We start from the raw sequence: 13347 nt of genomic DNA on the forward strand, positions 1-13347 counted from the left end.
TTTCTAACATGGCTGCTTCGTTAGCTAATTAGGACAAGGGCATCAGAAAACGGCATATGGTTGTCCGAATGCGGGGGGAGATTGGGATAGGCGCATTTAAAAAGAACTCCATCACGACTTAAGTCATATAATATGTTTGAATGACTGTGAAGGGGATGAGGAAAATGTATCAGGGCCCTATAGCATACCCATACTACGTTAATACACCAACATATAACTCAAACTTTATACCAAGAACTCAACAAGGAAACCATCAAGAGGTATGTGAAGCGATTCTTGCTGGAATCAAAGGGAAAGCTTCTGTAATTGATTTTTATAGTCGATTAGTCAATATAGCACCAGATTTAACGCAAAAAAATGACATTCTTCATGTTTTAGATGATGAAAAAGTGCATTTACAACAATTTACTAATATATATTTCATGCTTACTGGAAGGCAGCCTGAGTACCATATTGAACAAATACCTTTTCATTCTTATCAAGAAGGTTTGAGAAAGGCTTATGAAGCTGAATTATCGAAGTATCAAGAATATCAGAATAATAGTTATTTGCTAGCTCAAAATCCACTCGTTCGAGATGTATTCTTGCGTGTTTCTTCAGACGAGATGGGGCATGCAAAACGAGTGGGATTGTTACAATCATTTAAGGGTCAAGATAAAATGGTTTTAAAAGATTATGGACCGGAGCCTTTTGTCATCGATATTGAAAAGGCTGCAAAGAAAAACAATAATTATCGGACAGCTTTATGGACAGGACAACATTTGCAAGTTACCTTGATGAGTATCAAGGTGGGAGAAGATATTGGGTTGGAAATTCACCCTGTCATTGATCAGTTCTTACGGATTGAACAAGGTCAAGGGGTTGTTCAAATGGGAAAACGTAAAGATCAATTAGATTTTGTGAAAAAAGTATATGACAACTATGCCATCATGGTACCGGCTGGAACATGGCACAATGTTACCAATACGGGGACTATCCCGCTAAAACTTTACTCAATCTATGCGCCGCCGCAGCATCCGCATGGTACCGTTCATGTAACAAAATCCGAAGCCATGGCTGAGGAATAAAAATTACAGATAATAAGTTGAAAAAATAATATTATGCAACTCCAAGTTATATAAAGGAGTTTATTATTACATTTAGAGTGCATAAACTACTGAAAGATCGCTGCGGCGATTTTTTTTGTTGGTTCACTTGGAGATTATAGAATGGACCAAATATTATTCTAAAAATAATAAAAACACTAATTGACAATCGTTATCAAAGGAAATATTATATAAATAGATGAAATTGAAATTCATTATCAATTAAAACTCATTTACATTAAGGGGGACCCTATGGGAAAGAAATTATTACTTTTGATATCTATCATTCTATTAATCTTCGGAATAGGGGTACATAATCCTGTTTTTGCTGTTGAAAATTCAAATGAAGATATGAAAAAGGCTGAAGTATCAGTTGATCAAGCCCTTGATTTAGCTTCTAAAGGGGACCTTTCGGGAGCAGAAAAGGCTTATGATCAATTTAACAAAACATGGAGACAAATTGAAGAAGGGATTAAAGCTGATTCGGCCACGGCATATCGTGATATTGAATCGAATATGGGAAAGGTCGTTTACGCCTTTACCATTAAAAAACCAGATCAAGTTATAGTGGCTTTACAGGATTTAAAAGCGGTTAACGAAAAATTTGCTAGTGGCGGTTATCCTAAAGAAGCAGGTTATAAGAAAAAGGACATAACTTTAGATGATTTTATCTTACTTTTACAAGAAACCAAGAAGGAGATAAAGGAACAAAATCAAACGAAAGCACTTGATGGAATAAAGAATGCTAGTGATAGCTGGTTAAGCGTTGAAGGGGTTGTCGTTGCACAATCAGCCTCCGTATATAGTGATTCGGAAAGAGATTTGGTTACCATTCAAGCCATGCTTTCTGATAATCCACCAAATTACGAACAAGCTAATAGAGTCATAGATAACATGGTTAAATATTTAACTCCTCTGGCTAATAAATCTCAATATACTTATTGGGATGCGGCCATGATTTTAATTCGTGAAGGTTTAGAAGCATTACTGGTCGTGATTGCGCTTATGTCTTTTGTAAAAAAATCCGGAGAAGGTAAGGGAAAAGGCTGGATTTGGTCTGGTGTATTATCAGGACTCGGAGTTAGTGTAATCCTTGCGATCATAGTTAAATTCGTCATATCGTCCGGAGCTTTTGGTAACAATAATGCCCTTATAGGCGGGTGGACAGGGGTTTTTGCAGCAGTCATGTTACTTTATATGAGCTATTGGCTGCATAGTCAATCCAATATTGCTGATTGGAATCGATATATTCGAGAAAAAAGCCAAACAGCTTTAACCACAGGTAAACTTGTTTCACTAGGAGTACTGGCCTTTCTTGCAGTATTTCGTGAAGGAACTGAAACAGTCTTATTTTACATCGGAATGGCAAGTCAAATAAAACTTCAGTCCTTATTAATTGGTTTTCTAATTGGAGCTGTGATACTTGGGATTTTGGCTTATTTGATGGTATTTGTAGGCTTGAAATTACCACTGCGTCCATTCTTTATGATATCTAGTATAATCGTATTTTACCTTTGTATTAAGTTTACCGGTATGGGAATTCACAGTCTTCAGCTAGCAGGTTTAATTCAAACAACCAATACATCTAGCATACCAAGTATAGGGTTTTTTGCACTCTATCCTTCATGGGAAAGTACAATTCCACAATTAATACTTGTTGTAGGTGCAGTTATAATTATTTTATCTAAAAGATTGAAAAACAAAAAACTTATTACCGTAAACAAAAATAACATTGAAAGTAGGAAGTTATCATGAAAAAAATAACATCTATGGTTTTAGCAATCGGACTTGGTGGATCCTTAATATTAGCGGGTTGTAGTTCTGAAAATAGTAAGGTATCAGATGGAGTAAATAAAATGTTGGATACCACGGAAGAATTGTCAAAAGCAATTGATAGTGGCGATCAAGCGAAGGTTAAAGAAGTTGGACCGCAATTAGAAGATCAATGGTCTTCTTTTGAAGATGATGTTAAGAAAGATAACAAAGATTTATACGAGAAAATTGAGAAGTATCTTGACCCAACCATTGCAGGTTCAGAAGCAGCTACGTTGGATAAAGAAGCATTAGGTAACTTGAACGACCAACTTACTGATGCATTGAAAGAATTGGATGAAAAAACAAAGTAAATGATCGTAAACCTCGGAAAAAGGGACTTTTTGATAAGTCTCTTTTTTGATGTGATTTTAAATCGTTCACACATAGGATAATCTTCCTTTTAAAAAGTGAAAACATATTAAGAGCTGATAACTAATGCATCAGAAATACGAAAGAGGAAGTATTTTCTGCCTCTTTCGTATTATAATCTTTAATTTGGTTCGACATGGACATGGACATCATAAACGTTGTGTTCATTCATTAATCTCTGCTCCACCTCGGTTGCAATATCATGAGCTCTTCGAATATCTAAATTAGAATTTACTAATATGACAATGTCCACCACTACGTTGTTACCATAATTTCTCGCTTTTATATCTTTTACACCTTTTACACCATAGCAATTTTTAATTGTTTCTTTATATATTTCTATTAATTTTTCATCGAACCCATCAGTCAAATTATGAGAAGCATCTCTAAAAATCTCCCAGCCTGTTTTACAAATAAGTAAACCCACTATTATAGCAGTAAAGGGATCCAGCCAAGGCAGCCCAAACTGTGTACCAATAATTCCAATGAATGTTCCTACGCTGACCCAGGCATCTGATAGATTATCTTTTGCCGCTGCCCTAACAGATTGACTATGTACTTCACTGGCCAATTTTTTGTTATAACGATAAACAAAATACATAACCACCGCACAAAAGAGGCCTGTCCATGCAGAAATCAAATCTGGAGTTTCATTTATTCCATTAAAAATGCTAGTAATCGCTTCATATGTCACCTGTATTCCAACAAACAACATAATAAATGAAGCTACCATCGAGGCAATTGTTTCAGCTTTCCAGTGCCCATATGGATGGTCATCATCAGCGGGGCGCTGGGATAATTTTAAGCCCACAAGTACAGCGATTGAGGCAATGATATCAGTGGTATTGTTTAACCCATCCGCTTTTAACGCCTCAGAATTTGCCATAAATCCAACAACCAATTTTACGGCAGACAAGCAAATATAAGCAATAATACTAATTATTGCTCCCCGTTCTCCGCGTTTTAAATCCAAATATGCCTGTTCATCCATTTTTCTCACCCGCTTTTTATCCTTTTTCATTATGAAACAAAATATCAAGTGGGTCTAGAGAAACCTTTTGTCGTTATGCTAACTAAGTAATCGGGCTGAAAAAAAGTTTCGTAGGGGAAACTTCTGATGAATTAAAATGTATATTCAAGGATCCATTTTGTAAGTTCCTATAAGAAAAATAGTCTTAATGTATGCCCATTAAAATTTTTTTGTGCTTGTCCCACAAATGTCCAATCATTCCTATAAAAATTTTCATTATATACATTATGATAGGAGGTGACTATTAAAATGAGTAATCAAAGAATGAGTAATCAAAGCTTTGTGAGATTTGCATCTGAGCTTGTAGGTGAAGAAGTAGAAGTTATCACAAATAATGAAACTTTTACAGGGACTTTGGAATATGTCGGTTCAGATCACCTTATCCTAGTAACTAGAGTAAGAGGACGTCGTGTAAGATTAGCGATTCGTATTGCACTAATTATTGCGCTTTTCAGATTACTATCTGGACGTACCTTTACTTTATAGTATTAAAATAACCATTTTATAAAATTAATAAATTTATAAAAAAGAGTGGAAATTCATCCACTCTTCTTTTGTTTCAATTAAAAAATTTTACATCTGATACATTATTTGGTGTAAATGAAGAAATACTAAAATCGCTTCCCTTAGTAAGCTTATTAAGACGTCTTAGCGCCTCATCAAACTCTTCAGTAGACATTTGTTTAGTTGCTAGTAGGGAAGTAAGGATGGCAAATGCTATAGGAGTCGTATCAACAAATACATCAACATGTACATCTACGTCGGAATTACCGCTTTGGCCAATCTTGTTTATGTTTTCGCTTTTTATATTTATATTTTCTTCTTCAAAAGCACGGGATTCGGAAGAGTTTGTAGTATTGCTTGAGTTTAGCCAACTAGGGGTATACTTGCTCTTACCCTTATATCTTTCCATATATTCCACCTATCTTAATAAAGGGTGGAATACTTTTATCCCACCCTCGATTATTAAATTAGAAATCTACATCCACATTAGTAGTTTGATCTTGCTCGTTATCTTGCTCTTGGTCAGATCTTACACGTGCATTGCTTCTGCTGTTTAATGTAATATCTACACGAGAATTTCCTGAGTTATTGATTGTTGCTCTAGCAACATTTGTATTTCTGTCCGTATTACGTACGTCTGCCTCTGCCTCTGATTCTGAACGATTGCGAATATCATTTTCAAAATCATTATTTACATCAACATTTACATTTGTGTTAGTGTTATTACGGCGATTTCTTCTTGAATTTGCCATATTAATTTTCTCTCCTTGCCATTTTGTAATTTATTTTTAGAGTTTTCGAGTCAATGTCTATATGAATATCTCTTAAAAATCTACATCCACATCAGTATCTTGGTTTTGCTCACTATCTTGCTCTTGATCACTTCTAACACGCGCATTGCTGCGGCTGTTTAATGTAACATTTACACGAGCATTTCCTGAGTTTTCGATCGTTGCTCTAGCAACATTTGTATTTCTGTCTGTATTGCGTACATCTGCCTCTGCTTCAGATTCTGAAGTGTTTCTTACTTCATTATCAAATTCATTATCAACATCTACATCTACATTTGAGTTATTGTTGTTATTGTTATTTCTAGCAGAACCTCTAAACACATTTTGATTTCCGAAATTATCAAATTCTCTTGTTCTTCTCAAATTGAATCAACTCCTTTCCCTTTTTCTATAAGCATTTTATTCCTATATTTGTACAATGGTATGGACAAGTTACCGAGGACAAACACCCTTTAAACTGTAAAAAAATAAAATTTAAATCGGAACCTAAGATACAAGGGAATAAGGTTAATTTATTTGACGAATGTCATAAAAATTTCCTATTTTGAACAGCAGGAAAAAAAGGCGTACCAAGTACCAAATAATGTAGGATTGGTTAGGAAATTAAATGAAGAAAGCATTGAATTAGTTCATGGTTTTCGTGATTTTAAAAGAAACCTTCTAATATTAATAATAAATTGTAAAGTTAGTGGATTTAATTTCCCATTGCTTGTTGATCACATTGCACGGGAAGCGGAGTATTTTATGAGGACCTTAACAAAGTTTAACCAGGGAATATTAGAGAAGCAGCGAATGAAAAGTAATGGTTATTTAGAGAACCATCCTTAATTAGAGGAACCACGTTTTACATGGAAAGTAGAACTAAAAAGTAATTGATTTTGTTTATATGAACAGGCGAATGGCCGTCGAATGAGAAATGGAATTTATGCCCATAATAAATATATATAAAGACTAAAGGATGATTCCTATGATATATATTTATAATGATTACGGTGGGACACATACTACATCTTTGGCTGCGGCCTATCATTTAAAACAATTGCCTCAATCCGAAAGAAAACTAACCTCCGAAGAAATATTGAATGTAAAATATTTTAATAAACTTACGAGAAAGGATTTTGGAAAACTTCTCTATCATGGGGACGATGAGGATGGCAACTCCGTTTATACGATTGGATGCAAACGGGAGAAACTCGTTGTACCAGCATTGAAAGAGCTGACGTTATTACTACAAGGGAAATATCATTTTAATGAGAAAATTATTTTCTCTTATACATCGCCAACCGTTCCATTGCCGATGTCACTTGGAGGATTTTTTTCGAGAGGTTTGAAAATTGACTTTATTGGTGTACCATTGTTAGTGATCGGTGCTAAGCAATGCTGTGATAATATTTTTCGATTGGTTGAAAACACGAAACAGATTGGTAGGACCTCTTTTAATGAAAATGTGATTATTTTAGAAAATAAAGTGTACAAGTAGTAGCGCCAACATATTTTTTAGTAGTCCAATGAACTTTTCATTGGATTTTTCTGTTATATTCTTCTTATAAAAAGAAAACAATAAAACATTATCCTTCAATGAACTTGTGAATAAAATTAAGAAAAGGGGGATACTAATTTGAAAAAAATTGCTTATTTATTAGCCGGACTAATTATTATTTTTGGTTTAGCAGCGTGTAATCATCAACAAGATGAAACAACCAATCAAGATTCACCAACTTCACAAGCACACGATGGAAGCGTGAACCAAGATCCGCAAACTTCACCTGTAAAAGGTGGAACAACCGATCAAAATCAACCAACCACTCCGGTTCAGGAGGGAACAACAGACCAAGACCAACCAACTTCACCTGCACCTGAGAAAAAGGTTTATCAAAACAAAGTGTTTAAAGATGTAGTTGTAACAGAGTCAGAGGATAAATTTATTGTTACAGGGAAAGCTCAGGTATTTGAAGGAGTATTTCAATATGTACTTTATGATGGAGAAAAGATATTAATTCAAAATCATTACCAAACAGACGGGGCGCCTGCATGGGGAGAATTTGAACTCACTTTTGAAAAACAGTTAGTATCTTCAAATGAAATTAAACTGGAATTATTTGTCTTCTCAGCAAAAGATGGTTCAAAAGAAAACACTTTAGAAATTCCCATTCCAAAACCAAAGTAAGTTTTAATAACACCACAAAAAGTACCTGTCAACCTAACGGCTACGGGTACTTTTTGTGTTTTGGAAATTTCATTAAAAAAGTAGAATCCAGCTAACTATTAATAATACGTGGTCTATCTTCCATTTGAGGTGGTTCCTCAAACCATCCATTATTCATCATTAATTCTATTCCTTCATGGCCATAAAGATAGATATCCTTTGCTAATAATGACATTTTCATGTTGATATCGTTTCTGAGACTAAACATTGCCCCAAAGCTGCCCCCAACAAGACCAAATCCATTTAATAGGCATATGCAATACATCATCAATTTTTCAGAAAAAGGGGCAACTTTTGAGATGGTTACAATACTTCCGGAAGTGGCAGAAAAATGTACATTTGCTTCTAATAAAATTTCTTCATATGTTTGGATTTGCTTTTTGGCAAGCTCTAACCCCTTAACAAAATACTTTTTAACCTTTTTGTTTTCAGCACATTGTGCAAACCCAGTAATAAGTTGCATACCAATGTTATTTGTTTCAATTCCGTGATGAATAATCCCTAACTCAATAGAATTTAACGATCTTTTGTCACCAAATGGTTTAAACCCTTTCATATATTTATCACTTTTGACAAACTCAGTTGTTTTTGGCAGTGTCATATTAGGAGGAAGAGTCAAAATTCCTTTATTCAGTAAATAAACGGTGGTTAATTTATAGATCTTTTGCGTGACTGTCGTAAGTCCTTCATAGATCGCCATCACATCTTTTCGATAGGCCATATTCATATTTATCGTATATAGCCCCATACTTACTTCTTTCAGAATACGAAGAAACATAATGTCAAATCCATTATCGTATAGTTTTGGGGCTTCCAAGTTCACATCTTCATTTCTAAAACCAATTGGAATTACCATTCCTTCCTTTTCAAATAAAGATTCGATTTCAACAACAAAGAAATGTAATTCCTGCCACAACCCGCCCATGAGATTACTTGCTTCTTGGTCATCACTCTTAGTCATAAAATATTCTAAGATTCTAAGGATCATTGTTTTTTCTTGATAGGTAAGCCATAGTGTTCCTACTTCCGAGGCACTTATAGGGTTTTTTTTCTCCAAACCGATATACCTCCTGACATCATATATTTTCCCTTTTTATTGAAAGTTTGTAATTATTGATTTTCTCGAACATTTGTCATTAGTTTAGCTCAGCCCAGATGGTTATGTAATATTAACTAATGTTCCCATTTTTTTATTCAATATGAAATATGGACTAAATATTAATTGAAATTTTATTAAATCAATGTGATGAAAGGGAGAATGGTATCCTGATAAATAAGGAAAACTATTTTAAAAGCAGTGAAGAGGGTAGTAGGTAAATGCATGTTGCTATAGCGATTCTAACCATTTTGGCTTCGTTCAAGTGGGCTGATTGGAAAAACTGGAGAGAGTATCATGCTAGTATGTTTTTTATTTCAACTGGCGGCTTAATGTACGAATATATTGTTAAAGAAAACACTTTATGGAAGTTTCATCCTGATTTCTTATATGGGCATGAAATGGTTGTCCTGGTTTATGCAATTATTACGATGCCCGTTAGTATTTTACTATTTCTTTCTCACTTTCCTAAAAGCTGGATTAGGCGGTTTTTCTACATATTGGTTTGGTCTGGTATGTATATTTTCGTTGAATGGGTCCTAATGGAGTTTGGAAGAATCTCTTATCAGAATGGGTGGAAATTTTGGTATTCTTTTTATTTTGATATTGTCATGTTCTCCGTCATTGCTCTGCATCAGTATAGACCCTTTAAAGCCTACATTATCTCATTACCAATTATCCTTTTCTTAATTATTTACTTTGAGATTCCTTTTAAGTTTGCTAAATAACAAAAAAAGCCATTCATTTAGAATGGTTTTTGAATGATAGCAGTATGTATGTAACAAAATCAATATAAAAAAGAAAGGAAACTAGGATGCATAGCCCTGGAGTTTCCTTCAAGAAAGGTATTAGGCAAATTTATTATAGTATTTAAGTACTTTCTATTTCAAACAACTTGTCAGGTTTTCTAACACGGTATTCCAATTTGCATTCACTTAAAATCAGAGGAATCGGTGTAATCGTAGCGGATCCCGTCTCTTTGGGCATCAGTTATTTCTTTTACCTGTTCCTGATTAGATTGTTGAACTTCTTCGTTACTGCTTTGTTGATTATCGTGCTGCCTATTATTTGATTTCATCAAATAACCCCCCTAATTTCAATTTTCACCCCCATATTATTACTTGAAAATAAATAATTATTCAGACGTCCATTATTCAAGAAATTTAACATCAAAGGTAATTAATAACTTGTGATTTTGGAGAAAATAAAGAAGTTGTTATGAAAGAAAAATAGTCCGTGCAGCTTTTAAATAAAGGAAGTTTCTTAATGGAAAAAATAAAAATTAATTCCTATCAAATGTTTGTCTTAGTAGTCCTGTTTGAAATGGGTAGTGCCATACTATTTGCTCCAGGATCACAAGCGAAACAGGACGCTTGGATTAGTATTTTGCTTGGATTAGCAGTCGGTCTAGTACTTTTTTGGGTATATTATCGTCTCTATAAATTCTTCCCTGATGTCCCACTGACTAGTTATCTTCAAATACTAGTGGGAAAATGGATTGGAAGGTTTATTGGATTTTTATATGTGATTTATTTTATGTATCAGGCAACAAGAATATTGCGTGATTTTGGGGAGCTTTTAGTAACATCCATTTATACCAATACTCCATTGTTTATCATCAATTCACTAATGTTATTAACGATCATTTACGCGATTCATAAGGGACTAGAGGTCATTGCAAGAGTTTCTGAGTTGTTTTTTATCTTTATCTATTTGTTTGCATTAGCGGGGTTTTTGGTGATTATGTTTTCTGATTTAATCCATTTAGAAAACATCAAACCGATATTTGAATATGGAGTAGTGCCTGTCATTAAAGCTTCCATGCAAACTACGATTTATTTCCCATTTGGAGAAATGGTTACCTTTACGATGCTTTTACCGTTTTTTAATAATCAAAAAAAAGTAAAATGGGTGTGTCTTGGTGGGATGCTATTAGCAGGGATTAATATTGTGATTACTTCTGTAGTCAATATTTCTGTTCTTGGAGTAGATTCTTTCACACGTTCTACTTTCCCGCTATTAACTACCATTAGTAGGATCCATTTTTCAAATTTTTTAGAAAGATTAGATGTATTCTATATTCTTTATGTAATCATAGCTGGTTTTTTTAAAATTACGATCTTTTTTTATTCTGCTGTATATGGGGCTGCAGATATCTTCAAGATTGAAGATCATCGTAAGCTGGTGTTTCCTGTAGGGGTTATAATCTTATTTGGATCTATAACAATTGCCGCTAATTCTTCCGAACATATTGACGAAGGATTGAAGTATATTTCATTCATTTTACATTTACCATTTCAAATTATTATTCCGATTGCTCTGCTGATTATAGCTTTTTTTCGATTTGGTAAAAGAGATAAGTAATTTGCGGAGGGATATTTTCCCTCCATTTTTACTGTTAAACTTATTTTTTCAGCATCATCGTGATAATGTATTAGTGAAAAATGGCAGTTCATATGCAGGCCTGAACAACGACACGATTATATTCCGGGAATTTTATTAAATAAATTGTCTTTTTGTTGATCTCCACTCTTATGAGAATTTCCGTTCTGTTTTTCATTTAAAATATCAGAAATCTCCTTACGAGTAATCGGTTGAGCATGTTCCATCAGTTCAAAGCCTAATCCACCATCAGATTCAATGGTAGCGGTTTTTATATTAGCTATATAAGCGATGCCTTTTTGACGGAGTTTCATCTCCAGCTGTTCTGTTGTCAATCGTAATTTTTTTAAGTTATCTTCAACAATTTCTCCATCACGGATGACGACAGTGGCACTCCCGATTAAATATCGTTGGATTTTTTTAAACCTCATCTGAACAGATTGAATCAAAATTAAGTAAAGGATGAAAAAAGTTAAAATAATTATAATTTGCCAGAATTTATGTTCTTTTATCGCATGTCCCATCGTTGTTCCGATCGCTAAGATTATAATGACTTCGGAATTCGTCATTTTAGCCATAGATTTTTTTCCGGCAATCCTGAGTAATAGGGTACTTATAAAAAGTAAACCTAACGCTTCCCCTAGAAATGTTATATTCATTTATCCACCTCATTTTGTATATAGGATTTCCAGTATCATCAGACATTATTTAAGAATGCACAACCTCCATTTTTTTACTGATTGTTTTTCAAAATAAACAGTCATTTTTCTTTTGTTAAGAGAAGATAACATTTCCTTTAAGAGTCAGTTAATAACCGTTATATCGACAAATTCTTAAAATTATTCCTTTATAATGGCATCTATGGGAAGGGAGCTATGCAATTTAAGTGTGCATAGACCACGCAACGTAATTAAGCCAAGGGTTCCACAAACCTCATACTTCTAATTTTTCTTCCAGTTACATACCTTCCTTCATGCAGCAAAAAATCAAATCAAGATGAAACAAGTATTTCACAGGAGGTCCTTTCAAGTGGAAAATTTATTACGTAAAGCAGTCCAGACTAAAAGACAATTCCTCATTAATAAGCTTATTCAATCCGGTGTATATAAGAAAAATAATAAACATTTATATGAATGGACGTTAACCGAATTAGAGCAGGAGTATAACGCAAGCATATCCGACAATAAAAAATTAATAATTAGATAAGAAAGGAGAGATTGGATGCTAAACAAACAGAGAATTGCATTAATTGGTGCTGGTTCCATGGCTGAGGCGATGATTTCTGGAATGATAAGATCTAAACGAATTCCACCTAATCAAATTCTGGTTACCAACCGTAATAATTCAAATAGATTAGCGGAATTAGAGAAGACATACGGAGTAAGAGGAAATCAAAGAGGAGATTTAAATCTGAAGGTAGTAGACATCATCATTCTAGCTATGAAGCCAAAGGACATAGTGGAAGCATTACGGTCGATAAAAAATGAGTTACATCCACATCAATTAGTGATTTCGGTCGTGGCGGGGATAGCAACGTCAATCATAGAAGATCACCTGTTGGAGGGTCAGCAAGTCATCCGCGTAATGCCCAATACATCTTCCATGATTGGAGAATCCGCAACAGCTTTTGTATCAGGTAAACATACAAGTGCAGCTTCTGTAATGGTGGCCGAGGAATTATTATCTTGCATGGGAACCATTTACCGATTGGATGAAGGGAAAATGGATATTTTTACTGGGATTGCCGGAAGTGGCCCCGCCTATGTTTATTACCTAATGGAACACATTGAAAGGGCAGGAAAAGAAGGCGGGCTTGATGCTAAGACGGCAAGACAAATTGGGGTACAGACCATTTTAGGTGCTGCCAAAATGATGATGCAGCAAAATGAAACACCTGCAGAATTGCGGGAAAAGGTAACCTCACCCAACGGGACAACAGCAGCCGGCCTTGAAGCCTTAAAAGTCCATGGCGGCGGCAAAGCTATTTTTCAAGCTATTAAGGGAGCCGAACAACGCTCAAAAGAATTAAGCTGGCAAATCCAAGAAATGATTAGTGAAAAATAGGAGTG

Annotated in this window: 17 protein-coding genes and 1 pseudogene; 11 read left to right on the plus strand and 7 right to left on the minus strand. The window is 34.5% G+C overall.

Annotated features, from left to right (window positions below; translation table 11 throughout):
• Window positions 1–164 precede the first annotated feature (164 nt).
• The 3 genes from COD92_RS03605 (at window position 165) to COD92_RS03615 (ending at window position 3211) form a co-directional block, all read left to right on the plus strand.
• Window positions 165–1067, plus strand: coding sequence for a cupin domain-containing protein (locus COD92_RS03605; protein WP_098527153.1), 903 nt, complete (start codon window positions 165–167; stop codon window positions 1065–1067).
• A 270-nt stretch (window positions 1068–1337) separates the two neighbouring features.
• On the plus strand, window positions 1338–2840 hold the full coding sequence (locus COD92_RS03610; RefSeq protein WP_098527154.1) for an FTR1 family iron permease: 1503 nt from the start codon (window positions 1338–1340) through the stop codon (window positions 2838–2840).
• Window positions 2837–3211 (plus strand): hypothetical protein, encoded by a 375-nt coding sequence (locus tag COD92_RS03615; protein ID WP_098527155.1) that lies wholly within the window; start codon window positions 2837–2839, stop codon window positions 3209–3211. The genes COD92_RS03610 and COD92_RS03615 overlap by 4 nt, the downstream gene beginning before the upstream one ends.
• 179 nt (window positions 3212–3390) lie before the next feature.
• Here the strand turns inward: COD92_RS03615 and COD92_RS03620 are convergent, their stop codons facing one another.
• Window positions 3391–4260, minus strand: coding sequence for a cation diffusion facilitator family transporter (locus COD92_RS03620; RefSeq protein ID WP_098527156.1), 870 nt, complete (start codon window positions 4258–4260; stop codon window positions 3391–3393).
• 288 nt (window positions 4261–4548) lie between these two features.
• Here COD92_RS03620 and COD92_RS03625 point away from each other — a divergent pair, with 288 nt between their 5' ends.
• Window positions 4549–4785 (plus strand): hypothetical protein, encoded by a 237-nt coding sequence (locus tag COD92_RS03625; RefSeq protein ID WP_098527157.1) that lies wholly within the window; start codon window positions 4549–4551, stop codon window positions 4783–4785.
• Between the two features lie 73 nt (window positions 4786–4858).
• On the opposite strand, the gene COD92_RS03630 is transcribed toward COD92_RS03625, so the two are convergent.
• The 3 genes from COD92_RS03630 to COD92_RS03640 form a co-directional block, all read right to left on the minus strand.
• Window positions 4859–5212 (minus strand): hypothetical protein, encoded by a 354-nt coding sequence (locus COD92_RS03630; protein ID WP_098527158.1) that lies wholly within the window; start codon window positions 5210–5212, stop codon window positions 4859–4861.
• Between the two features lie 58 nt (window positions 5213–5270).
• On the minus strand, window positions 5271–5555 hold the full coding sequence (locus COD92_RS03635) for a hypothetical protein (RefSeq protein ID WP_098527159.1): 285 nt from the start codon (window positions 5553–5555) through the stop codon (window positions 5271–5273).
• A 72-nt stretch (window positions 5556–5627) separates the two neighbouring features.
• Window positions 5628–5957 carry a hypothetical protein gene (locus COD92_RS03640; RefSeq protein WP_098527160.1) on the minus strand — a complete coding sequence of 110 codons (330 nt, stop codon included), beginning with the start codon at window positions 5955–5957 and terminating at the stop codon, window positions 5628–5630.
• A gap of 180 nt (window positions 5958–6137) precedes the next feature.
• On the opposite strand from COD92_RS03640, the pseudogene COD92_RS03645 reads away from it, so the two are divergent.
• The 3 genes and pseudogenes from COD92_RS03645 to COD92_RS03655 all read left to right on the plus strand — a co-directional run.
• Window positions 6138–6377 (plus strand): annotated as a pseudogene (locus COD92_RS03645) (DUF2935 domain-containing protein); the annotation flags it as partial.
• A 184-nt stretch (window positions 6378–6561) separates the two neighbouring features.
• Window positions 6562–7074, plus strand: a complete 513-nt coding sequence (locus tag COD92_RS03650; RefSeq protein WP_098527161.1) for a DUF3189 family protein — start codon at window positions 6562–6564, stop codon at window positions 7072–7074.
• A gap of 138 nt (window positions 7075–7212) precedes the next feature.
• Window positions 7213–7761 carry a Gmad2 immunoglobulin-like domain-containing protein gene (locus COD92_RS03655; RefSeq protein ID WP_098527162.1) on the plus strand — a complete coding sequence of 183 codons (549 nt, stop codon included), beginning with the start codon at window positions 7213–7215 and terminating at the stop codon, window positions 7759–7761.
• 91 nt (window positions 7762–7852) lie between these two features.
• On the opposite strand, the gene COD92_RS03660 is transcribed toward COD92_RS03655, so the two are convergent.
• A complete protein-coding gene (locus COD92_RS03660) occupies window positions 7853–8857 on the minus strand; it encodes a DUF3231 family protein (protein WP_098995901.1) in 1005 nt (334 codons plus the stop codon).
• Between the two features lie 260 nt (window positions 8858–9117).
• On the opposite strand from COD92_RS03660, the gene COD92_RS03665 reads away from it, so the two are divergent.
• Window positions 9118–9624 (plus strand): CBO0543 family protein, encoded by a 507-nt coding sequence (locus COD92_RS03665; protein ID WP_098527164.1) that lies wholly within the window; start codon window positions 9118–9120, stop codon window positions 9622–9624.
• 203 nt (window positions 9625–9827) lie between these two features.
• Here the strand turns inward: COD92_RS03665 and COD92_RS31775 are convergent, their stop codons facing one another.
• Window positions 9828–9974, minus strand: coding sequence for a hypothetical protein (locus COD92_RS31775; protein ID WP_176541015.1), 147 nt, complete (start codon window positions 9972–9974; stop codon window positions 9828–9830).
• A 188-nt stretch (window positions 9975–10162) separates the two neighbouring features.
• Here COD92_RS31775 and COD92_RS03670 point away from each other — a divergent pair, with 188 nt between their 5' ends.
• Window positions 10163–11260 (plus strand): GerAB/ArcD/ProY family transporter, encoded by a 1098-nt coding sequence (locus COD92_RS03670; RefSeq protein WP_098527165.1) that lies wholly within the window; start codon window positions 10163–10165, stop codon window positions 11258–11260.
• A 116-nt stretch (window positions 11261–11376) separates the two neighbouring features.
• Here COD92_RS03670 and COD92_RS03675 read toward each other — a convergent pair whose 3' ends face one another.
• On the minus strand, window positions 11377–11937 hold the full coding sequence (locus COD92_RS03675) for a DUF421 domain-containing protein (protein ID WP_098527166.1): 561 nt from the start codon (window positions 11935–11937) through the stop codon (window positions 11377–11379).
• Between the two features lie 337 nt (window positions 11938–12274).
• Here COD92_RS03675 and COD92_RS03680 point away from each other — a divergent pair, with 337 nt between their 5' ends.
• Window positions 12275–12484, plus strand: a complete 210-nt coding sequence (locus COD92_RS03680) for a Fur-regulated basic protein FbpA (RefSeq protein WP_480254290.1) — start codon at window positions 12275–12277, stop codon at window positions 12482–12484.
• A 15-nt stretch (window positions 12485–12499) separates the two neighbouring features.
• On the plus strand, window positions 12500–13342 hold the full coding sequence (gene proC / locus COD92_RS03685) for a pyrroline-5-carboxylate reductase (RefSeq protein ID WP_098527168.1): 843 nt from the start codon (window positions 12500–12502) through the stop codon (window positions 13340–13342).
• The last annotated feature ends 5 nt before the right edge of the window (window positions 13343–13347 follow it).

Source organism: Bacillus sp. AFS037270 (genome assembly GCF_002585305.1).

Bases quoted from the DNA above. Each gene is read 5' to 3' on its own strand.
- COD92_RS03605 (WP_098527153.1), top strand. From the start codon at position 165: ATGTATCAGGGCCCTATAGCATACCCATACTACGTTAATACACCAACA.
- COD92_RS03610 (WP_098527154.1), top strand. From the start codon at position 1,338: ATGGGAAAGAAATTATTACTTTTGATATCTATCATTCTATTAATCTTC.
- COD92_RS03615 (WP_098527155.1), top strand. From the start codon at position 2,837: ATGAAAAAAATAACATCTATGGTTTTAGCAATCGGACTTGGTGGATCC.
- COD92_RS03620 (WP_098527156.1), bottom strand. From the start codon at position 4,260: ATGGATGAACAGGCATATTTGGATTTAAAACGCGGAGAACGGGGAGCA.
- COD92_RS03625 (WP_098527157.1), top strand. From the start codon at position 4,549: ATGAGTAATCAAAGAATGAGTAATCAAAGCTTTGTGAGATTTGCATCT.
- COD92_RS03630 (WP_098527158.1), bottom strand. From the start codon at position 5,212: ATGGAAAGATATAAGGGTAAGAGCAAGTATACCCCTAGTTGGCTAAAC.
- COD92_RS03635 (WP_098527159.1), bottom strand. From the start codon at position 5,555: ATGGCAAATTCAAGAAGAAATCGCCGTAATAACACTAACACAAATGTA.
- COD92_RS03650 (WP_098527161.1), top strand. From the start codon at position 6,562: ATGATATATATTTATAATGATTACGGTGGGACACATACTACATCTTTG.
- COD92_RS03665 (WP_098527164.1), top strand. From the start codon at position 9,118: ATGCATGTTGCTATAGCGATTCTAACCATTTTGGCTTCGTTCAAGTGG.
- COD92_RS31775 (WP_176541015.1), bottom strand. From the start codon at position 9,974: ATGAAATCAAATAATAGGCAGCACGATAATCAACAAAGCAGTAACGAA.
- COD92_RS03670 (WP_098527165.1), top strand. From the start codon at position 10,163: ATGGAAAAAATAAAAATTAATTCCTATCAAATGTTTGTCTTAGTAGTC.
- COD92_RS03675 (WP_098527166.1), bottom strand. From the start codon at position 11,937: ATGAATATAACATTTCTAGGGGAAGCGTTAGGTTTACTTTTTATAAGT.
- COD92_RS03680 (WP_480254290.1), top strand. From the start codon at position 12,275: ATGAAACAAGTATTTCACAGGAGGTCCTTTCAAGTGGAAAATTTATTA.
- proC (WP_098527168.1), top strand. From the start codon at position 12,500: ATGCTAAACAAACAGAGAATTGCATTAATTGGTGCTGGTTCCATGGCT.